We start from the raw sequence: 21,169 nt of genomic DNA on the forward strand, positions 1-21,169 counted from the left end.
CGCCTACACCTCCGAGGATGCGGGATGGGTACGGAAAGGACCGGTCAGGACATCGAGGGCACCGTGCATGCCGGACTCCCAGGACGCATCCCTCCCCTGGGCGTGATAGCTGCTGGCCGTCTTCTCGCCAACCGTGTGGGAGGCGCCTCGCCCCGACGCCGACGCAGCCTTGGGCCTGGTTCCCCCGCCGCGCTCCGCGTTGGCAAGGCGACGCTCCACGAGGGAGACGATCCTGATGAGGGGCAGCGTGACGATGAGGTAGTAGATGGCGGCGGCCATGTACGGGGTGATGTTGCCCGAGACCGTGGTGAGGTTCTTGGAGAACATCATGAGTTCCATGACGCCGACGGAGGACAGAAGCGACGTGTCCTTGTAGGACGTGATGAAGTCCGAGGTGACGGTAGGGATGACGCGGCGCACCGTCTGCGGCAGGATGATCGAGAGCATGGTCTGCGCGCGGTTCATACCCAGCGAGGCGGCGGCCTCGTACTGGCCCTGGGGGATGGACTGGATGCCAGCGCGGAAGATCTCGGCGAGGTAGGCCGAGGAGTTGATGGCCATGACCATGACGCCCAGCACGTTGTTGTCGATGTTGATGCCCATCATCGGCAGGCCGAAGAACATGATGTAGATCTGCAGGAACAGCGGCGTGCCGCGCAGGACATTGATGTAGACGGCGGCCACGCCGCGCGCGAGGCGCACGCCTGAGATCTTCATGATGGCGAAGAGCAGGCCCAGCAGGATGGCGAACGGGTACGCGACGATGACGATGCCCAGGCACACCAGCCAGCCGCCAAAGAGGGAGACGAAGGAGGTCACCAGGAGCTGGGGCTTGAAGAACATGCCCAAAAACGGCACCGAGTTCCAGGCCGCAACCCACCCTTGGCCGTCAAGCCAGTTGACGACCTGCTGGACGGGCGTGTTGGCGATGACGGAGATGGACGGCGAGTCCTCCAGCTTGGCCTCCGTGCCTGCGGCTGTGGTGTAGCTGCCGCCGACGACGTAGGCGCCACCCTCGGCGGGGAACTGCATGTCCGTGACCTCGAGCCTGAGGAGGGAGCCTGCGGGGACCGGCGCCGCGAAGCTGACGGTGACGCTGCTGCCGCTGGCCTTCGCGTCACCGTCGACGTTCAGGCGGTTGAGGCCGTCGAGGACGGTGACGCGGGTCGTGGAGCCTTCGAAGGTCGAGCCCTCGGGCAGGCTCAGCGTGACGGAGGAGATCCCACCATCCACGTTGACGGTCCCCTCCCAGGTGAGACGGGTGTTCATGGCACCGATGACGCCGCTGCCGCCAGACTCGTTCGGACGTGCGGTGGCCTTCTGGACCTCGATCGTGCCCGCACCGCCCGCAGCGCCTGTCGCAGGGGACGGCTGCGACGTGGACGTCGCCGCAGGCGTGGGCGCACCGGACTCTTCGCTCTCGCCGAACCACTTGGCCTCAAGCGTTGAGAGCGTGCCGTCCTCGCGACAGGAGGCGAGTGCGGCGTCCAGGGCGGAGGTGAGGCCGGGGTTGGCCTTGGAGACGACGATGCCGTACTGCTCCCCGGTCGCGATCTCCCGTGCGACCTTGAGGTCGGTATAGGCGTTGAGGCACTCGTAGCGCATGACCGGCAGGTCGGCGATCGCCGCCGCGTACAGCCCGGTCTGAACGCCCGTCAGCGCCTGGATGGGGTCGTCCAGCGCGACCACGGTGGCGCGGGGCAGGTTCTCGCGTGCCCAGGACTCGCCGGTCGTGCCGGCTTGGACGGCGATGCTCGAGGTCGCATCGTCGAGTGCGGAGACGTCCGCCGAAACGGAGTCCGCCAGCTGGGCCGAGGTCACGATCCCCTGGTTGGAGTCGATGTAGGCGTCCGTGAAGTCGATCTCCTGCCTGCGCTCGTCGGTGATGGTGAAGTTGGACGCCCCGACGTCCGCCTTGCCACCCTGCTGGATGGTGGGGATGATGGAGTCGAACTTGAGGGGCGGAAGGAACTCGCACTCAAGCCCCATCTTCTGGGCCAGCTCCTGCATGAGCTCGACCTCGAAGCCCTTGGCGACGCCGTCCTCCATGTAGTCGAAGGGCGGGTTGGCGAGGTCGGAGACGACGGTGAGCGTGCCTTCCTTGACGGTCGTGTAGCCGTCGGCAGACGCGGCAGGATCTGGGGCGGCAGGCTCCGACGCACAGCCCGAGAGCAGCAGCGACGCCGCGAGTACCAACGTACCTACGAGCACGGTCAGGGCCGACCTCCGCCTAGCAAGTGTAACGTCCATGTGGCTCCTCCCACAGGAATCTGCGGCGACGCGGGGGTTGCCCCCACGCAAGCGTCGATATGTCGACATCTTATTTTAAAAGCGTAATTATATTGGCTTTTTGCATATATTGAAACATATACGCGACCACTTCCTGAAAGGAGCGCCAGAGAAGGCGACGTGCACGGGCGTGCGCCGCCTTGGCATGCCACGGGCGGTCCAGAGTCCACGCGCCGGCTAGACGCCTGCGTAATAGTTGGCGCACTCCCAGTCGGTGACGACGGAGCAGAACTCGTCCCACTCCTTGCGCTTCTCGCTGACGAGATACTCGAAGATGTGGTCGCCCAGGGTATCGCGCATGAGCTCGCTGCGCTCGAAGATGTCGACGGCCTCGCCCAGCGTGCGCGGCAGGCGCTGCATGCCGGCCGACGCGCGCTCCTCGGGGCTCATGGCATTGGGATCGACCTGGGCCTCGTCCGGCAGGGCGAGCCCCTCCTCGACGCCGCGAAGCCCGGCCGCCAGGGTCACTGCGAGCGCAAGGTAGGGATTGGCCGTGGGGTCGGGACTGCGCAGCTCGATGCGCGTGGATTGGTGCTTGCCTGGCTTGTGCGTGGGAATGCGCACGAGGGTCGCACGGTTCTTCCGTCCCCAGGTGGTGTACAGCGGCACCTCGCCATTGGCGACGAGGCGCTTGTACGAGTTGACCGTCGGGTTTGTGACGAGGGTGAACTCGGGCGCATAGCGCAGGATGCCCGCCACGTAGCCCTGCCCCACCGGGGACAGGTGGGCGCTGTTCTCGGTCTTGGGAGCCCAGAACAGGTTGTCGCCCTCGTGGTCGAAGAGCGACTGGTAGAGGAACATGCCCGACCCGGAGCAGTCGCCCAGGGGCTTGGGCATGAACGAGGCCATCATGCCGTGCTCGAACGCCTGCTGGCGAATGACCAGGCGTGAGGTGACGATGTTGTCGGCACTGGCGACGGCCTCGGCAAAGCGCAACTCTATGCCGTTCTGGGAAGGCGCGTTCGAGTGGTAGGAGTACGCCACGGGAATCGACATCTTCTCAAGGTTGAGCGTGGTCTCGCGACGCAGGTCGGTCGACGCGTCCGATGAGGTGAGGTCAAAGTAGCCCGCCTGGTCGAGCGGCACGGGCACGGGGGCCTTGGACTTGTCGAAGTAGAAGTACTCAAGCTTGGGGCCCACGTTCATGACATAGCCGCACTCGTCTGCCTTGCGGAATACGTGCTGCAGGCAGGAGCGGGGGTCTCCGTCGAACGGCTCGCGCGACGGGGTGCGGATATCGCAGAAAACGCGCGCCGCCCCCCTCTCCTCAGGGCGCCAGGGAAGCACCTGGAACGTCGTCGGGTCGGGAAATGCGAGCATGTCGGACTCGCACTGCGGGACAAAGCCCTGGACCGACGAGCCGTCGAAGCCAATGCCCTCCTCGAAGGCCTCCTCGAGGTCCTCTGCCGAGATGGAGAACGACTTGAGGTTGCCGAGCACATCGGTGAACCACAGGCGGATGAAGCGAATGTCACGCTCCTCGACCGTCCTCAGGACAAAGTCGACGTTCCTATCACCACTCATGCGACGCCCTCCCAGACGACTCGGAACTACAGCGAGAAGAGCCACGGCCCACCCGAACCTACGACCTACCTTTACATACCGAGATTACGCCTCTGTTACCGTCCGCAGACGGAAGAAAAAGCGGACCCGCCGTGGCAAGCCCGCAAGATTGTAACAATAACTGAACTTGTGTGCGAACGCCCGGCCATACGGGCGCTCCGGGGCCACCTCGCAAGGCCCCGGCCGCGGGGCCCCCGCAGCGAGGCCCTATGTGGAGGCCTTCCCACCCCGCTTGTCCAAGGCGGCGTCCACGTGCTCGAGCATGTCCTGAGCCACGGAGCAGCTGCCTCCCGTCGCATGCGCGCTGCAGCCAGCGCTCGACGAGCACGAGGAGCATTCGCTGCCCCCCTTGCGGAACGAGCGCACGCATGCCACCAGCACGGACAGCACGGCAACGATGACGACTATGTCGACCAGACTCATGGGCGAAACCTCCCGCAGGATCAGGGACCTCGACCGGATCTCGAACTCAGGCAAGGTGGGAACCTCAGTTAGCCACGATAAACTATACCCACCGACCCGTCGCCTCGCCCATCCGTCACAACAGGCACACGGAGCAAGCACAACACAGCACCCCGGAGGCGCGAAAACGTCCGTCCGGGACAGGCGCGCTGCACGATGCAGGGCAGAAAGTGCTAGGCAGAGAGCTTCTCGCCCAGCTTCCTGAGGCGCTCGAGGGCCTCGTCGTCAGGCTCCAGGTTGGCGATGACGGTGTCGACCACGTTGACGCCCGCCTGCTCGGCAGCGTCCTTCCAGGTCTCCATCCACTCGCCCGTGCCCCAGTCGTAGCTGCCGAAGAGTGCGACGGGCCTGTCGCCGAAGGACCCCACGCAGTCACCCCAGACCTCCTCGAAGTCCGGATCGAGCTCCTCGGCGCCCATGGCGGGGCAACCGAACGCAAAGGCATCATAGTCGGTGACGCTACCTGCGGAAAACGAGGACACCTCGATGGCATCGGTTCCCGCGGCCTCGGCAATGGCGTTGGCCATGGCCTCAGTGTTCCCGGACTGGCTCCAATAGACGACTGCCACCTTGCTCATGATTTCCTCCTGTGCTCTCGTATACGTCTTGTCTTGCAACGCGTCTCGTGCCAACCTGCACGCCGGATCCCGGTACCCGCTGCACTGGGCCCCTGGCACGCTGGACCCCGATCCTCGAATCTACGCCGCCGCACCCCCCCTCCCGCGCAGCAGTGACGCGAGCGTCGCGCCGTACGCGAAGCGCTCGCGGCAGCGTTCCTCTTGCATGCGCAGCCGACCGAACTCCCGTCGCGCCTCCTCCACGTCGCCGTATGCCTTCCACGGCCCACGGCAGGTCTCCCTGCCGCCGCACATAAAACCGATGACGTCCGCGAGCGGATAGCCCAGGACCAGCCCAATCTCATGGGGGAACGCCAGACGTCCCCGGTGGCCGCCACGTCGCATGTGGTCATGACAACCGAAGAACGCGCGCAGGCCCCGGGAGAAGGACCCCATCAGCCGATCGGCATCCCGCACGTCATGGCCCGCCGCTCGGAGCAGCTCGCGCTTGTCCGCATCTCTGAGGACGGAGGTCACCAGATCCCTGCGCCAGACCAGGAGGTTGAGGCGACGACCCGTGCGGCCCACGCAGGCAAGGGATATGCCAAATCCCGGCAGCAGGCGAGCGTAGGTGTCGACCACCCTGCCAACCGCAGCACCACCATCGCCAAGGACGGCACCGGGATCAAACGAGAAGAGCGCCGAGGGCTTCGCGCCCGCGATGACGCCCGCGGCACAGCAGACGAGGCACGAGGCGAAGCGATGGCAGAGGAGGCTTTCTCTCGGGTTGCAGCCCGTAAGTGACGTCGGCTCGCACGTAACGGATAGTGCGCCAAGATCGCTCATGCGTGCCTCCGGCTTACAACCGACAGAGTATGCGCCGCCGGTGCAGGAAAGGGGGGAACACCGGCGGCGCGAAGACCTGTCTGCGCGCGGGGAGAGGGTCCGCTTGCACCAGGTAGAGAAAAACGCGTTGCCACGACACGGGAGCGGCCACAGGCAAGGCCAATTGCACGGTCCCACATCGCCCAACCGCTTCAGCAAGTAAAGTTTCCTTTAGGTAACTCGACTTGCTGGGACATATAGTACACCATAGCTAACTCATTGCAAGCGTCATCGCGGACTTTTTTGCGTCCCTACCCACTTCTCGTGCACACGATTTCAAAACGTGTGCACGAGGCTTTTCCTGAACTGGGCCTTTATCACATGCGTGCACGCGATTTCAAAACGTGTGCACGCGATGGACTCGCACACCGCGATGCAAGGGCACAACATCGGCCCAAGGGCCAAGGCCAAGGGACAAGATCGAGGTCCGGGTCGGCCTATGGCACAAGTTCGCCTAACCCAATGGCGATTGGCCCCAGACGCGCTCGGCGACGCGACGGACCAGCGCGACCTTGGCCCACTGCTCATCCTCGGTCAAGATGTTGCCCTCCTCCGTCGAGGAGAAGCCGCACTGGGTGGAGAGGCGGAGCCGATCGAGCGGAACGTACTTCTCGGCTTCGCGAATGCGGGCGACAAGGGCATCCTCGCCCTCGAGCTCTGGCGTCTTGGAGGTGACGAGCCCCAGGACGACGACCTGGTCACGAATGTGCGCGAGCGGAGCGAAGTCTCCCGAGCGCTCGGAGTCGTACTCCAGGAAGAAGCCATCGTAGTTCGCCTGGGAGAAGAGCGCCTTGGCGATGGGACCGTAGCCGCCGGACGAGAACCAGGTGGAGCGGAAGTTCCCGCGGCAGATATGGGTCGTGATGGTCATGTCGGCAGGACGGGCCTCGAGGGCCTTGTTGATCGTGTCGACATAACGCTGCGCCAGGCGGTCGAGGTCGAAGCCCTGCCCCTCGTACGCCGCGCGCTTCCGGGCGTCGCAGAGCTCCCCCCAGCTGGTGTCATCGAACTGCAGGTAGCGGCAACCCAGGTCGTAGAAGGCCCTGATGGCATGCTGGTAGGCGACGGCGATGTCATCGAAGAGGGCGCCTTCGTCCTGATAGCGCTCTATGGGCTGGTAGCTGGCCTTGCCACGTACGCAGGGGATGAGGTGGAGCATGGAGGGCGCGGGGATGGTCAGCTTGGTGGGATAGCCGTCCGCAATCCGGACGAGCCTGCGGTAGTGCTCGAGGAAGGGATGGTCGGCGCCAAAGTCGACCCTGCCGGAGAAGCGCAGCTGGGCGCCCTTGGGCTTGGGGCCCTTGAACTCGACGGACCACCGTTCGGCATCGACGTGCTCCACGCCCTCGAGCGCCTCCAGGAAGTCCAGATGCCACATGGCACGGCGGAACTCGCCATCGGTCACGGCCTTGAGGCCGGCCTTCTTCTCCTTCTGGACGAGATCGGCAATCGCCTCGTCCTCCACGGACGTCAGCTGGGCGCGGTCGATCCTCCCGGCAGCAAAGTCCTCGCGCGCCTGCTTGAGGCCAGCGGGACGCAGGAAGCTGCCGACGATGTCGTAGGTGTAGGGCGGCTGCTTGAGAGTGGGCATGGGGGCTCCTGTCGGGTGGGACTCTGTCGTGGCAAGGCCATCATGACACGTCCTCGTGGCAGGGGGTATGACGAGATTCCTATGGTCTGCTATAGCCAGAGACGATAACGGCGGAGCACGGAGAGGTGCCCGTCACGCACTCATCGCCCGCCCGCCACTCGCGCGACACCCCTGCTACTCCTGCACCTTGAGGGCCTCGGCGAGCGACACGTGACGTACGCGCGCCACGTGGGCAAGGGCCACGACCGCATAGGACAGCGCACCGATCGCGATGGCCTGGGCCAAGGTCGACGGCGGCAGCCAGAGCTCGATGTTGCCGGAGTACTCCGCAAGCCAGGTCTTCATCAGCAGTTCGACCAGCCAGATGACGAGGGGGAGGCTCAGCACGAGGGACGCGAGCACCGTGATCGTGATGGAGCGCACGTAGAGCCCTTGGATCTCGCCGTCGTGGTAGCCAAAGACCTTCATGTACGAGATGTAGCGTGATGAACGGTCGATGACCGTCTTGGTGAGCAGGTAGATGAGCACGATGGAGATGGGCACGGCTATGCAGAGCATCATGGTCATGATCGAGCCCATGGAGGTCTCCATCTGGTCTGCGATGGCGGACATCTGGCTCGGGGTCATCTCGGAGGCAACGTAGCGCTCGTTGAGGTTGAGGGTCTTGTCGGACGCATAGCCATCGAAGTCGTCAGGGTCCGTGCCGAAGATCTCGGCATAGGTCTCGCGGCTCATGTACACGTTCGTGTCGGTCGGCTCGCCGGCAATCACGTCGGGGGAGATCGCGTAGCTGTCTCCTGTGTACTTGTTGGTGAAGGTGGCCTGCTTCCCCACCGCAAGGCCGCACTTCTCGGCCAGGCCCGTTCCCACCACGACCTTGCCGCCCGAGACGTCGAACTTCCAGTACGACGAGCTCACGGGGACGCCATATATGGCCACGTCCTCGCTGGAGTCCGCACGCAGGCGCTTGACCTCGAGAGAGACGGTGCTGAACTTCTCGGCGTCATCGATCACGACCGACGAGTTCTCCCTCGTGTTGAGGGGGTGCCCGGACAGGACGCGCGCGTCAGAGGCGATGGACTGCGCACGCGAGACGAGCCTGAGATAGTCCGCAGACGAGAGGTCCCTCTCGGGGTCCTCGAAGTCGGCCAGCTCGTCGGCTGCCTCCGCGGCGTCGCGCTGGGCCTCGGTCACATCCACCTCGAGCGGCGCCTTGAGGTAGTAGACGTGACCGGCCGGGACGCTGCGTTCCAGCTCGTCGGCGTAGTGCCTGATCATCGGCAGCATGCACAGGCCAAAGAGCAAGAGCAGCGTCGAGAACATGATCCCCACGAAGAGCACCGCGAAGTGAGAGGCGTTGCGCAGGAAGACGCGGACGCGAAAGCGCGTCGGAAAGCCCCAGCCATCGGGAAGCGAGGCGGTGCTGCGCCGTGACCTGTGGCCGATCTCGTGACGCAGAAACGCCAGGGGCGTCGCCCCCAGCTTGCGTCTCACCCCAATCCACGTGATCGCCACCAGCATGACGACAGGCACCACGGTGGTCATGCAGAGGACCTCGAAGGAGAAGTACGCCCTGAACGGTGGCAGGTCGTAGGAGCGGTAGTAGAGCCCGGACATCACGTCGACGAGACGGGCGTAGCCCACGGCGTTGCCCACGATGGCGGCAAGCACGCCCACCAGCGTGGGGAGCACCAGGTAGTGACGGACCAGCTCCCCCTTGCGATAGCCGGAGGCCAGCAGCATGCCGATGACCGGGCTCTCCTGCTCGATGGTGGCGTCGGTCAGGACCACGAACACGAAGGCGGAGATCACCAGCAGCAGGCCGCACATGACGGTCCATCCCAGCTGGTCCCCCTCGATGTCGTCGTCCGCGTAGGCGAGGGCCTGGTTGGCATCCCGGTCGACAAGGGAGCTCACCGTGGCGCCGTGGGCCTCGAGCGCATTGTAGGCGTCGGTCTCGTAGTCGGTACGGTCAACGAGAGGCATGTCCCTCTCGTCCAGCACGACGGAGTAATGGTAGACCACCGACTCCGCCAGCTCGTCGAAGGCCTCCGGCGTGACCTGGGCCACGCTGAAGCCTTGGCCGTCAAAGAGCAGGTCCGTGTTCTTGCGTATGAGTGCCTGGTAGTCGGGCAGGGAGACGAGGCCGCAGATGGTGAGGTCGCGTCCGTTCACGCTGACCGTGTCGCCGACGGAGAGGCACCTGTTCTCGCAGAAGGTGCGCGAGAGGGCGATCTCGTCGGTCGCTTGGGGCGCATGTCCCTCAACGTAGCTGGCCAAATCCACTTCGCTGCGGTTCTCGTACAGGCGCACCGTGACGTCGTTGACCGAGGGGCCGGCGGAGAGGGGCAGCTCGGCGTAGAAGTTCCGATGCACCTCGCAGCCAGACCGCACGCGCTCGACTGCGTCAAGGGCCTCGTCGGAGGCCTCGAACTGCGTCGTGAACGCAAAGTCCTCGACGTTGCTGGACGCCCTGGTGTCAGCGATGACGCGCTGGATGGAGCGGGCTGCCACGAGATATCCGGTCACCATCGCGATGGTGAGGGAGATGAGGAGAAAGAGGCCCAGGTACTTGCCGAGGTTATGCCTGAGCTCGCGCGGGAGGCGACGGCCGAGAGGTGACATCGCTCCTCCTACCACTCGAGTTCGGCGGCGGGGACCAGCTGGGTATTCCCCTCGTCCTCGACCAGGAGACCGTCGCGCAGGCGCAGGATGTGGTGGGACATGTGCCGGATGGCGTCGTTGTGCGTCACGATGACCATCGTGCAGCCGTAGGTACGGTTGACCCCCTCCATCAACTGCAGGATCTCCTTTGACGTCTTGTAGTCCAAGGCGCCGGTGGGCTCGTCGCAGAGCAGCAGGCCTGGGTTCTTGACCAGCGCACGGCCGATGGCGCAGCGCTGCTGCTGGCCGCCTGAGACCTGGCTGGGAAACTTCTTGCGCTGGTCCCACAGGCCCAGGGAGTCAAGCAGGTCGTCCACCGGCAGGGGGCTCTTGGAGATGTGGCGGCAGACCTCTATGTTCTCGCGGATCGTCAGGTCCGGGACGAGGTTGTAGAACTGGAAGATGAAGCCGAGCTCGCGGCGGCGATATTCCACCAGGTCACGAGGGGAGAGTCCGCACACCCGCTCGCCGCCCACGACGATCTCGCCCGAATCGGGCGGCTCGAGGCCCCCCACCAGGTTGAGGAAGGTGGACTTACCCGAGCCCGACGGCCCGAACAGCACGCAGACCTCACCCTTCTGGATGTCGGTCGTGATGCCACGCAGGACCTCGACGCGCGCATCACCGACTCCGTATGCCTTGCGCACGTCATCCATGTGCAGATATGCACCATCACCCATGCCGTCTCCCATGTCGTCGCTATGCCACGCCGTCACTGCCAGCGGGCCGCCGCCATGCATGGCAGGCGGTCCCCGACGTTAGTCCGAACCCGGGTCGAGTTTACAACAACTAACTATGCGACTTGCAAACGGACGGCTTTCCGCGGGAAGCTGTCGAACCTGACGGACCCTTTCCAGGGGAAACGCTCGGAAGGCTGCAAAAGACACGGGAGCGGAGTCACGGGAGCGGAGCGGAGGGCGCGGAAAGGGGTGGGGGCATATCGCATACGCTCGACAGCGCAACGCGGGAGGAACGGCAGGGCCTATCGGCGCGGGCGGGGCAGCAGGGGTCGCGCATTGAGCCCCGTCACCGCGAGCGTCGAGACGTTATGCAGGTAGGCAGCCGTCGTCAGGGGCAGTGCGCCCGCAACACCCAGGGCGATGAGACCAGTGTTGAACCCGACGATGAAGCGGTAGTCGCGGTGGATGCGGGCCATCAGGCGCTGGGCCAGGCAGCGCATGGTCACCAGCGACTCCAGCGATGCGTCCAGGACCGAGACGTCGGCGACCGCCCGGGCGATGTCACTCGCATCCGACAGGGCGACCGAGACGTCTGCGGCGGCGAGGGCCGGGGAGTCGTTGATGCCATCCCCCACCATGATCACGACATGGCCCTGTCTGCGCAGCTCGCCTACGTAGAAGCTCTTGTCCTCGGGCAGCACCTGGGCATGGCAGGCGTCGATGCCCAACCGATCGGCAACATAGCGAGCGCTCGTCTCGGCATCGCCCGTGAGCATGACGACCCTTTCGATGCCTAGGGACCGCAACTGCGCGAGGACGCCCGCGGCTTCGTCGCGTAGGGGGTCGCTGATGCAGAAGGCCCCCACCAGGACACCGTCCTGGGCCATGTAGACCACCGAAGCCGTGGGCGCGGCCTCATGGATCGCCTCCTCGATCCCCTCGGGCTTGGGAACGCCCTCGTCCTCAAAGACGAAGTGGGCGCTGCCGATCACGGCTCCCAGGCCATCGATGCGTGTGGAGATGCCATGGGCGACCACATATTCGACCTCGGCGTGCAGCTCGTTGACGTGCGTGAGGCCGCGCCGCTTGGCCTCGGCCACGATGGCGCGCGCCATGCTGTGGGGGAAGTGCTCCTCGATGCAGGCGGCGTAGCGCAAAAGGGTGTCCTCCCCCACCCCCGTGAAGCTCAGCACGCGCTCGACCTGTGGTGACGCATGGGTCAGGGTGCCCGTCTTGTCAAAGACGACGGTGTCGGCGCCCGCGAGGGCCTCAAGGTACCTGCCGCCCTTCACGACCACGTTGCGACGCGACGCCTCGTCCATGGCGCTCATCACGGCCACCGGCATCGACAGTTTGATGGCACAGGAATAGTCCACCATGAGGACGGCCATGGCCTTCCCGACGTTGCGCGTGAGGGCGAGGATGGCGAAGAACGCGAAGAGGTTGAGGGGGACGAGCGCGTCGGCGAGGCGCTCCGCATCGCTCTGCACGCCAGCCTTGAGCTCGGCAGACTGCTCGACCATCGTAACGATGTCGTCGATGCGGGAGTCCCCGGGCGCAGCCGTCACGCGAACCCTGAGGTCACCGTCCTCGAGAGCAGTGCCTGCGAAGACCGTGGAGCCCTCTGCCTTGTGGACCAGGCGCGACTCCCCCGTCATGGACGCCTCGTCGACCTCGGCCTCCCCATCGACGACCTTACCGTCCACGGGAAGCACCGAGCCCGCCATGAGGTGGAGCACCTGGTCGCGTTCGACTTCGTCGATGGGTATGCAGACGTCACCGTCCTCGCCGGAGAGCCAGACGCTCTCGGCACGCGTGACGATGCCGTCCCTCAGCGCAAGGTGCACCCGGCTTTGGACGTGGCGCTCCATGGTGGACGAGAGCCCCAGCAGGAACATGATGGTGTCCGCCCCGTCGAAGCTCCCCCGCAGGAGCGATGCCACGACTGCGGTGGCATCGAGCACCTCGACGGTAATCCGACCGTCCAGCAGCCGCCTCAGCCCCTCGGCCACAAAGCCGATCGAACGCAGCACCGTCCAGGCGACGCGCAGGGGAGCGGGCAGGAGGAGGCGCCTCAGCAGGCGCCAGGCTGCCAGCGAGGCAATCTCGAGCCGAAAGCGGTTGTTCTCTGCCGCGACCTCGATGGCAGCGGAGAACCCCTCGATGCCGACCTGCTCGCGTGGCAGGTCCAGCACATCGAAGGCGTCTATGGCCGAGAGCACGCGTCTCCGCTCGATGGGATCGAACGCCACAAGTATCGACCCGTTTGCCGGATGGACCTCGGCATGGCGGACCCCCCGAGTACGCATGAGCGCGTACGCGACGCCACGAGCCTCCTCGTCGTCAAAGAGGCCGGCCTGCGTCCTGAGCCGAAGGCGACCCGGAATGTCGGAGACGATCCTGTACAGCATGGGGCTAGGCCTGGGCGCCCTCGGCATCGACCTTGGCGGTGACCTCCCTGCGGATGTCCTCCTCGACGGCCGCCAGGCGCTCCCTGACGGCAGCGTCGATCTTGGACTGGCGACGCGCCTCGGCGGTGGCGTCAGAGGCATCGTCGACAATGCTCTGCGTCTCCGCAGAGACGACCTCGGCAACCCTCATGGCGCCTGTCGTGACGGCGACGGCACCCCTGTGCAGGACACCCTTGGAGGCAAGACCGGCCACGCAACCAGCGGCAGTGGCCCCAGCAGCAGCGATCCAGAAGTGATGAAGACCCATATCCTTCTCTCCCTCTCCCGAGGGGGACGCCGTACGCGCCCCTCCACATGCGAAAAACTCTGGGGCAGACGGTATATGGTGCCCAAGGCGCACACAACTCCAAGCGGTCAAAGGCAATCCATTCGGACGGCCTTGGGACGGATCATGCGCAGGTTGCCCACCCGAGGAATCGGGCTAGCCCTTCCGGCATGCCTTGCGCCAAGCGCTCGGAGGACAGCCCATGCAGTCGCAGAAGGCTCGGGAGAACTTGGAGGGGTTGGAGTAGCCTACGGCCAAGGCGATCTCGGAAATGGGCCTTGAGGTCCCCAGCAGCAGGTCGGCAGCCCGATGCATGCGGTACGAGCGATACCATGCGTAGACGGGAATGCCAAAGGTCTCGCGGAACGACTCCTTGAGCACGGTCGCAGAGACGCCGCAGCGCCCGGCAAGGGAGGGTATGGTGAGCGCTTGGGCCACGTTGCGCACCATCTCGCCCTGCGCGGCATGTGCGATCTGCTCGTGCGTGCGTCGCGCACCCGCGACGCCAGGCGCGCCGACGCCGCCATCTCTTGACCCACCGTACGTGGGAACGGACGAGAGGTCCCGCAGGAGCTCGACGAGCTTGATCTTGAGGTATCCCAGCGCCCCATGCCGCGGGACGCAGCAGAGCTCGCCAAGCACGCGCATCAGCTCCAGGCAGTCTCCCAGGAGACGAAACGATGGGCCCTGGCTGACAAGGAGACGCAGGGCCTCCGTGTCGATCTCGAAGTCCTCGAACGTCACCAGGGTCTGACGGGGGAGGCGATGCGGGTCCAGAAGCACGAACGCCCCTGAGAAGGGCCCTGCGGGAGACACGCCCCCCTCACGTCCGCCACCCCTTGGGCACAAAAAGCCGTCACCGGTCGGGACGTGTCGGGAAAGGCCCCGGACGGACACTTCGCATGACCCGCTGCGGCAATAGCCGACAAGGAGCTGACCCTCGCGCCAGCAGGGTGACATGCGGACGTCGCGCACCGTCGAGTGCACGTCGGCCAGGACGAGCGCGACGCCTTCGATCGGCTCGAGCGAGACGCCGCAAGGCAGCTTGCCGAGGAGACCGTCACCCATCTAGCGGCCGATCCCTTGGGTGGCACGCGGCAGGAGGCCCCGAACCGCAACGGCGGCGGGCGAGACGGCGGCCGCCAGAAGCACTGCGTCAAAGGCGCTCATGTCCCTCTCCCCCCAAGCTAAGACCAACCACATCTGACAACGAAACGGTAGGGACGCACCACCCAAGGCCTCCTGGGCGGTGCGTCCCACGACTCACGGATCACAGACCATATCGTGGCTCGTGACCGACCCCCTTCGCCCGGAGGGGCACGACGGGGTCTAGGCCAATCGCCACGCGCTGGCAGCTACGCCGCGTCATCGACGAGGCTGCCGAGGATCTTCTCGTCCCTCTTGTCCCACTTGGGCGTGGGACGGAAGAGCTGGAAGAGCATGGCGGCGAGCAGGACGAAGGCCACGACGGTCCAGACGCCGAAGTTACCGAAGGCGATCAGCTCGTAGAACTGGTTGATGAACAGGCCGATGACCCAACCGAAGACGCATTCGTAGATGATGGCGAAGGCCGTCCAGGCGGCGGAGTCCATCTGCTTGCGAATGGTGCCCATCGCCGCGAAGCAGGGCGCGCAGAGCATGTTGAAGGCCACGAAGGCGCACATGGCACCGACGTGCAGCGTGCCCGCGACCGTGAACATGCCGGCAAAGCCCTGCCACATGGAGACCGAGTTCTCGGTCGCATCGCCCAAGCCATAGAGGACACCGAAGGTGGAGACCAGGTTCTCCTTGGCTATGAGGGCCGAGATGGTCGAGGCGGTCGCCTGCCAGTTACCGAAGCCGAGCGGGGCGAAGAGGAAGCTCAGGGCGCCGCCGACGCCCGCGAGGATGGAGTAGTCCATGTAGCCCTCGGGCACGCCCTCGGCGGAGGGCAAAAAGCCGAAGGTGTTGGAGCCGCCCTCCCAGCCGGAGATGCCAAAGTTGGAAAGTGCCCAGATGCCCACGGCTGCGGCGAAGATGATGGTGCCGGCCTTCTTGACGTAGGCGGAGACGCGCTCCCACACATGGAGCGCCCAGGAGCGGACGGCCGGGAAGTGGTAGTCGGGCAGCTCCATGACGAACGGCACGGGCTCGCCCGAGAAGGGCTTGGTCTTCTTGAGCATGACGGCGGAGACGATGATGGCGACGATGCCCATGAGATAGAACATGGGGGCGACCCACCACATGCCGGAGCCGCCGGCGAGGACGCCCATGACCAGCGCGATGATGGGCAGCTTCGCGGAGCACGGGATCATGGTGGTGAGCATGGCGGTCATGCGGCGGTCACGCTCGTTCTCGATGGTCTTGGTGGCGAGCACGCCCGGGACGCCGCAGCCCGACGAGACGATCATGGGGATGAAGGACTTGCCCGAGAGGCCGAAGCGACGGAAGACGCGGTCCATCACGAAGGCGACACGGGACATGTAGCCGCAGTCCTCGAGGAAGCAGAGCATCACGAAGAGGACGAAGATCTGCGGGATGAAGCCGAGGACGGAGCCCACGCCCCCGATGATGCCGTCGACCACGAGGGACTTTACGACGGGCGAGGCGCCCGCGGCCTCAAGGGCGTTGGTCGCGGCGTTGGGGATGGAGTCGACGAAGCCGTCGTAGTCATGCTGGTCGGGCTTGGCGGCGGCAACCGCCGCCGCGAAGTCAGCCGACGTGACGCGGTCGATGACCTGGAGCTCCTGGTCACTGTCTAGGACGGGCTCGCCGTCTGCGGTCTCGGAGGTGATGGGCTCGTCGTCGGTGTCGAGGTAGTTGCCATCCTCGTCGTGCACGGGGACGTCGGTCGCGACGACGCCTGCCTGGGCGGCCGCAGCCTCGAAGTCGGCGACGGTCGCCTCGTCCTCGGCAGTGGGCTCCTCGGCGGCAACGGCATCGGCGACGCCCTCCGTGTCGACGCCGGCCTCATCGGCGGCCGCGATATAACCGTCGATCTGGTCCGAGTAGTGATGCGACGCGTACTCGTCAGACGCCTCGCCGTAGGCCTGCTCGCTGGCGCCGTTCACGAAGAAGCCGTCGGAGAACAGGTTGTCGTTGACCCAGTCGGTCGCCGGAGTGCCCACGGCGACGAGCGCGATCCAGTAGACGAGGACCATGGCGGCCGCGAAGATGGGCAGTCCCAGCCAGCGGTTGGTGACGACCTTGTCGATCTTCTGGGAGCGGGTCAGCTTCTTGGGGGCCTTCTGGACGCAGGCATCCATGACCGTCGCGATCCAGTCGTAGCGATCGGAGGTGATGATGGACTCCGAGTCGTCGTCACGGTCCCTCTCGACCGCGGCGATGAGGGGCTCGATGGCGGCGAGCGTCTCCTGGGAGAGGGAGAGGGGGGCGATGGCATCGGCATCACGCTCGAAGACCTTGATGGAGTACCAGCGGGAGAGCCCTGCGGGACAGCTGGACGAGATGCGCTCGGCGATCCTTGCGAGCACGTCCTCGACGTCGTCCGAGAAGCACCTGACCCCCTGGGGGGCCACGTTCTTCTCGCCAGCGGAGATGGCCTCGCCGACCAGCTTGTCGAGGTTCTGGTTGCGCAGGGCCGAGACCTCGACCACGGGAACGCCGAGCATCTTGGAGATGGCCGCCACATCGATGACGTCGCCGCGCTCCTTGAGCAGGTCGCACATGTTGAGGCCCACGACCACGGGACGGCCGGCCTCGAGCACCTGCGTGGTGAGGTAGAGGTTGCGCTCGAGGTTGGTGACGTCGATCAGGTTGATGACGGCGTCGGGGCGGTCGTTGACGACGTAGTCGCGGGAGACGACCTCCTCGGGCGAGTAGGGCGAGAGCGAGTATATGCCGGGAAGGTCGACGAAGGTGACGTCATGGTTGGCCTTCCAGGTCGCCATCTTCTTCTCGACGGTGACGCCCGGCCAGTTGCCAACGTAGCCGTTGGAGCCGGTGAGCTCGTTGAACAGCGTGGTCTTGCCACAGTTCGGGTTGCCGGCGAGGGCAATGTTGATCTTGTCAGACAATATAGTGCCTTCCTGCGAGTGCATCCACAATTGTTACCTTGACCATACTATTTGTTAGAATTCGGTAACTATTGGACCGAAAAAAAGAGCCACGTGCGAAGCCATCGCGACTGCGACTCCGCCTACGCGTTAGCCTTGGCGACGTCCGTGACCTCGACGCACTGGGCCTCGTCCTTGCGGAGCGACAGCTCGTAGCCACGGACGGTGACCTCGATGGGGTCGCCGAGGGGAGCCACCTTGTGCACCAGGACGTGGGTGCCCTTGGTTATGCCCATGTCCATGATGCGGCGCTTGATTGCGCCGGTACCGGAGAGCTTGGAAACCGTACAGCTCTCCCCCACCCTCACGTCTCTGAGACTTGCCATCTTTCCCCCTATACCTTCATCCGCCCGAGGGCGGCGTGTACAAAACCCGCAGAGACCGGCACCCGCCCGCAGCTGGCTAGCAGGTGACGATCTTCATCGACATCTGACGGCTGAGCCCGAAGGTGGCGCCCTTGACGCTCACGACCACGTCACCGTTGACGCGCGAGACGACCTTGACCTCGGCGCCCTGGACAAAGCCCAGCTCCGACAGGTGCTGACGGAGCTCGGCCGTACCACGGACCTTGGCGACGCAAACGGTCTCGCCCTCGGCCACCAAGGCAAGCGGCAGCTGTGCCCCGCTCAGGCGAGACTGTGCGTCAAAGTCCGCACCCACTACACCCATCGTCGCTTCCACATCTGCCTCCTTGGGCGCTCGTCCAAAATAAGCTCAGGGTAACTAACACAAAGTAGTATAGGGCTTACTCGCGGACAGGCAACCCAGGGAGCCAACTTCCCCACACAGTCCCCTCGGCGGATGTCCCAAAAGACATGGCACGGAGCCCCGGTGGTGCGGGTGGCCCGTCACCCCGTGTTCTGCAGACCGGCGGACACCCCGGAGACGGTACAGAGGATGAGGTAGATGAAGCGCTCGCGTTCCTCGGGGGTGAGCTTGTCCCCCTTGGTGCGCATCGTGGCGAGGGCACGGGCCTGCATCACGGAGAGCACGTTCACGAACGGCAGGCGCATGCGGATGACGGGCCCCAGGACGCGACGGTTCTGGAGCGGCCAGTCGTTGCCGGTGATGGCGAGCACCCACTTCCTGGTGAGGGCCATCTCGTCGAGGACCTTGGCGTTTAGATCCTCGCGGTCGCCCAGCGCGAGGTACATCCGCGCGATGCGCTCGTCGGTCTTGGAGAGCGACATCTCGATGTTGTCGACGAACGTGGTGAAGAGCGGCCACTCGGCATAGGCCTCGCGCAGGCGTTCCAGGTCGCCGAAGCGCTCGCAGGCGCTGCCCAGGCCATACCAGGCGGCGAGGTTGGTGCGCGCCTGGGACCAGGAGAAGATCCAGGGTATGGTGCGCAGGTCGTCGAGGGACTTGGCGCCCAGTCCGCGCTTCGCGGGACGCGAGCCTATGGGCATGAGGCCGATCTCGGTCAGCGGGGTGACGGTCGAGAACCATGCGGCGAAGCCCTCGGTCCCAAGGAGGTCCAGGTAGCGCTCGCGCGAGGCACGATCGAGCTCAAAGGCGAGCTCGGCGTACTTGTCCGTGGTCTCGGTGTTGATGTACTCGATGGCGGGCGCCGACTGCAGAAGCGTCGCGCCGGCGACGGACTCGACGTGGCGGCGGGCCAGGGTGGGGTCCCCGTAACGGGCGAAGATGACCTCGCCCTGCTCCGTCAGCTTGAAGCGGCAGTTGACGGAGCCCTTGGGCTGCGAGAGGACCGCACGGTTGGCGGGGCCGCCGCCTCGGCCGACGGCCCCGCCACGACCGTGCATCAGCACGAGGTCGATGTTGTTCTCGTCCGCCCACCGGGCGATGCGCTCCTGGGTGGCATGCAGGACCAGGGTGGCGGAGGTGGGGCCGGCGTCCTTGGAGGAGTCGGAGTAGCCGAGCATGACCTCCATCCTGCGGCCCGTCTGGGCCAGGCGGCGCTGGACGTCCGCGAGCTTGATGACCTCGTCCAGGGTGTCGACGGCGTTCTCGAGGTCTTCGACCTGCTCGAACAGGGGGATGACGTCGAGGGTGGGCACGTCCTGCTCGTGTGCGAACGCAAGGCGCGCGAGCTCGTAGACGTCTGCGACGTTCTGGGGGCTCTGCGTGAACGAGATGATGTAGCGTCGCGCCGCCTTGACGCCGTTCTTGCGCTGTATGGAACCGATGGCGCGGAAGGTGTCCAGGACCTCCTTGGTCATGGGCGCGAGCTCGCCCCGCTCGCCCCAGCGCCCATGCTCGCGAATGTCGGCAAGGGCACGGGAGTGGACCAGCGAGTGCTGGCGGAACTCCATCTCGACCATGTGGAAGCCGAAGGTCTCGGCCTGCCAGATGAGGCGCTGGAGGGGGCCGTAGGCCGTGCGGACGGCGCCGGCATGGGCAAGGGAGTGCTGGACGACGCGCAGGTCGGCTATGTAGTCCTCGGCCGAGTCGTACATCATGTCCGCCGTGCGGCCGATGGTCGCCTCGAGCCTGTTGGAGATCACGATCATGACCGCACGGTGGAGCTCGGAGGCGGAGACCTCGAGCGCGTGCGCGGTCAGGACCTCGCTCATCTCGACCTGATGGTTCCAGAGGTTGAGCAGCTGGTCGGAGGGCTTCGTCGAGGACGCGTCGAGCGTGAGGTTGCGGCCCGTGCGATAGGTGGCCTCGGTCAGGGTCTCGAGCATGTGGGTACGGAACTTCTCGGCCACCCTGCGGCTGACCCTGGCGGTGACGTTGGGGTTGCCGTCGCGGTCCGAGCCGATCCAGCTGCCCGGGTGGAAGAACGCGGGGCAGATGGGCGCCACGGTGCCGGCCTTCTCGCCCAGCTCCCAGTCGTCGAAGCGGCGATAGACCTCGGGCACCATGTCGAAGAGCGTGGCGTCGAAGATGTCGAGGATGGTGTCGGCCTCCTCGACGGGGGTCGGCTTCTTGATGGCGATGGGCGAGGTGCGCAGGAGCGCGTCGATCTCCTCGAGCATGCGCCGCTCGTTCTCGGCCAGCGAGGCGCCGCCCAGCCGCGGGCGCTCCTCGAGCAGGGCGGATATGCGACGGATCTTGCCCTCGACCGCCTTGCGGCGGGCCTCCGTGGGATGCGCGGTGAAGACGGGATGGAACTCCAGGCGGTTGAGCAGGGCCAGGGCCTTGCCGCGCCCGCACTCGTCCACCAGCTGGTGGTAGGCAACCGTGATGTCGTTGATGGGATCCTCGTCCTCGGTCGTGGGGACGGCCTGCTCGCGGGTGCGCAGGGACTTGACGCGATAGTTCTCCTCGCAGATGTTCGCCAGGTGGAAGTAGGCCGCGAATGCCCTCGTCAGCATGGTCGCGGGCCCGACGTCCAACGAGTCGATGATGGAGACGGCGTCGGCGAAGGCGGCCGCGCGGCCCTCGCTGTCGATGCTGGTGGCATCCTCCTCGATGTTGGCACGGATGGCGTCCGCCAGCAGGGCGTCGAAGGCATGGCGCAGTTCTGGGTCGTACTCGGTCAGGACCTTGCGCACCAGGCGCAGGAAGAGCGCCATGTTCTCCTTGAGGTCGTCCGGGATGTGGACCTGGGACAGCGCCGTTCGGGCGGCCGCGCGCTCCAGCTCGGCCTGGTTGACCCCAACCTCCGCCGCAGCTGCGGCGACCTCGTCCTTCAGTCGATCGACTTCAGACACTGTGCCTCCTTCTTGCCCCATTCTCGCTCCGCCGACGCGGGCACACGTCTCTACAAAGAGAATT

15 protein-coding genes are annotated in these 21,169 nt (G+C 65.6%); all 15 read right to left on the reverse strand.

The features are described 5' to 3' along the window. Nucleotides 1–3: 3 nt before the first annotated feature. A complete protein-coding gene (locus OLSU_RS09140; RefSeq protein WP_013252203.1) occupies nucleotides 4–2,250 on the reverse strand; it encodes an ABC transporter substrate-binding protein/permease in 2,247 nt (748 codons plus the stop codon). A 216-nt stretch (nucleotides 2,251–2,466) separates the two neighbouring features. Beyond that, the gene (locus OLSU_RS06750) at nucleotides 2,467–3,813 is read right to left on the reverse strand and encodes a glutamine synthetase family protein (RefSeq protein ID WP_013252204.1); all 1,347 of its coding nucleotides are present in this window, start codon (nucleotides 3,811–3,813) and stop codon (nucleotides 2,467–2,469) included. 246 nt (nucleotides 3,814–4,059) lie between these two features. Next, nucleotides 4,060–4,275 carry a hypothetical protein gene (locus OLSU_RS06755; RefSeq protein ID WP_013252205.1) on the reverse strand — a complete coding sequence of 72 codons (216 nt, stop codon included), beginning with the start codon at nucleotides 4,273–4,275 and terminating at the stop codon, nucleotides 4,060–4,062. 212 nt (nucleotides 4,276–4,487) lie between these two features. After that, nucleotides 4,488–4,892 carry a flavodoxin domain-containing protein gene (locus tag OLSU_RS06760; RefSeq protein WP_013252206.1) on the reverse strand — a complete coding sequence of 135 codons (405 nt, stop codon included), beginning with the start codon at nucleotides 4,890–4,892 and terminating at the stop codon, nucleotides 4,488–4,490. 120 nt (nucleotides 4,893–5,012) lie between these two features. Beyond that, entirely contained in the window at nucleotides 5,013–5,717 is a 705-nt protein-coding gene (locus OLSU_RS09145; protein WP_013252207.1) for a DUF3793 family protein, read from the reverse strand. A 493-nt stretch (nucleotides 5,718–6,210) separates the two neighbouring features. Then, nucleotides 6,211–7,347, reverse strand: coding sequence for a 5-methyltetrahydropteroyltriglutamate--homocysteine S-methyltransferase (locus tag OLSU_RS06770; RefSeq protein ID WP_013252208.1), 1,137 nt, complete (start codon nucleotides 7,345–7,347; stop codon nucleotides 6,211–6,213). 174 nt (nucleotides 7,348–7,521) lie between these two features. After that, nucleotides 7,522–9,972, reverse strand: a complete 2,451-nt coding sequence (locus tag OLSU_RS06775) for an ABC transporter permease (protein WP_013252209.1) — start codon at nucleotides 9,970–9,972, stop codon at nucleotides 7,522–7,524. Nucleotides 9,973–9,980: 8 nt separating this feature from the next. Further along, complete coding sequence (locus OLSU_RS06780) at nucleotides 9,981–10,691, reverse strand: ABC transporter ATP-binding protein (protein ID WP_013252210.1); 711 nt, start codon at nucleotides 10,689–10,691, stop codon at nucleotides 9,981–9,983. 302 nt (nucleotides 10,692–10,993) lie between these two features. After that, entirely contained in the window at nucleotides 10,994–13,102 is a 2,109-nt protein-coding gene (locus OLSU_RS06785) for a heavy metal translocating P-type ATPase (protein WP_013252211.1), read from the reverse strand. Nucleotides 13,103–13,106: 4 nt separating this feature from the next. After that, nucleotides 13,107–13,409 (reverse strand): hypothetical protein, encoded by a 303-nt coding sequence (locus tag OLSU_RS06790; RefSeq protein ID WP_013252212.1) that lies wholly within the window; start codon nucleotides 13,407–13,409, stop codon nucleotides 13,107–13,109. A gap of 174 nt (nucleotides 13,410–13,583) precedes the next feature. Then, the gene (locus tag OLSU_RS09150; protein WP_013252213.1) at nucleotides 13,584–14,495 is read right to left on the reverse strand and encodes a helix-turn-helix domain-containing protein; all 912 of its coding nucleotides are present in this window, start codon (nucleotides 14,493–14,495) and stop codon (nucleotides 13,584–13,586) included. A 287-nt stretch (nucleotides 14,496–14,782) separates the two neighbouring features. Next, the gene (gene feoB, locus OLSU_RS06800; protein ID WP_013252215.1) at nucleotides 14,783–17,443 is read right to left on the reverse strand and encodes a ferrous iron transporter B; all 2,661 of its coding nucleotides are present in this window, start codon (nucleotides 17,441–17,443) and stop codon (nucleotides 14,783–14,785) included. 122 nt (nucleotides 17,444–17,565) lie between these two features. Further along, complete coding sequence (locus OLSU_RS06805) at nucleotides 17,566–17,808, reverse strand: FeoA family protein (RefSeq protein WP_013252216.1); 243 nt, start codon at nucleotides 17,806–17,808, stop codon at nucleotides 17,566–17,568. Between the two features lie 76 nt (nucleotides 17,809–17,884). Beyond that, entirely contained in the window at nucleotides 17,885–18,163 is a 279-nt protein-coding gene (locus OLSU_RS06810; protein WP_013252217.1) for a FeoA family protein, read from the reverse strand. Between the two features lie 167 nt (nucleotides 18,164–18,330). Next, on the reverse strand, nucleotides 18,331–21,126 hold the full coding sequence (locus OLSU_RS06815) for a phosphoenolpyruvate carboxylase (RefSeq protein WP_049765173.1): 2,796 nt from the start codon (nucleotides 21,124–21,126) through the stop codon (nucleotides 18,331–18,333). Between the last annotated feature and the right edge of the window lie 43 nt (nucleotides 21,127–21,169).

The sequence above is a fragment of the Olsenella uli DSM 7084 genome (assembly GCF_000143845.1).
In the GTDB taxonomy this organism is placed as follows: Bacteria; Actinomycetota; Coriobacteriia; order Coriobacteriales; family Atopobiaceae; genus Olsenella; species Olsenella uli.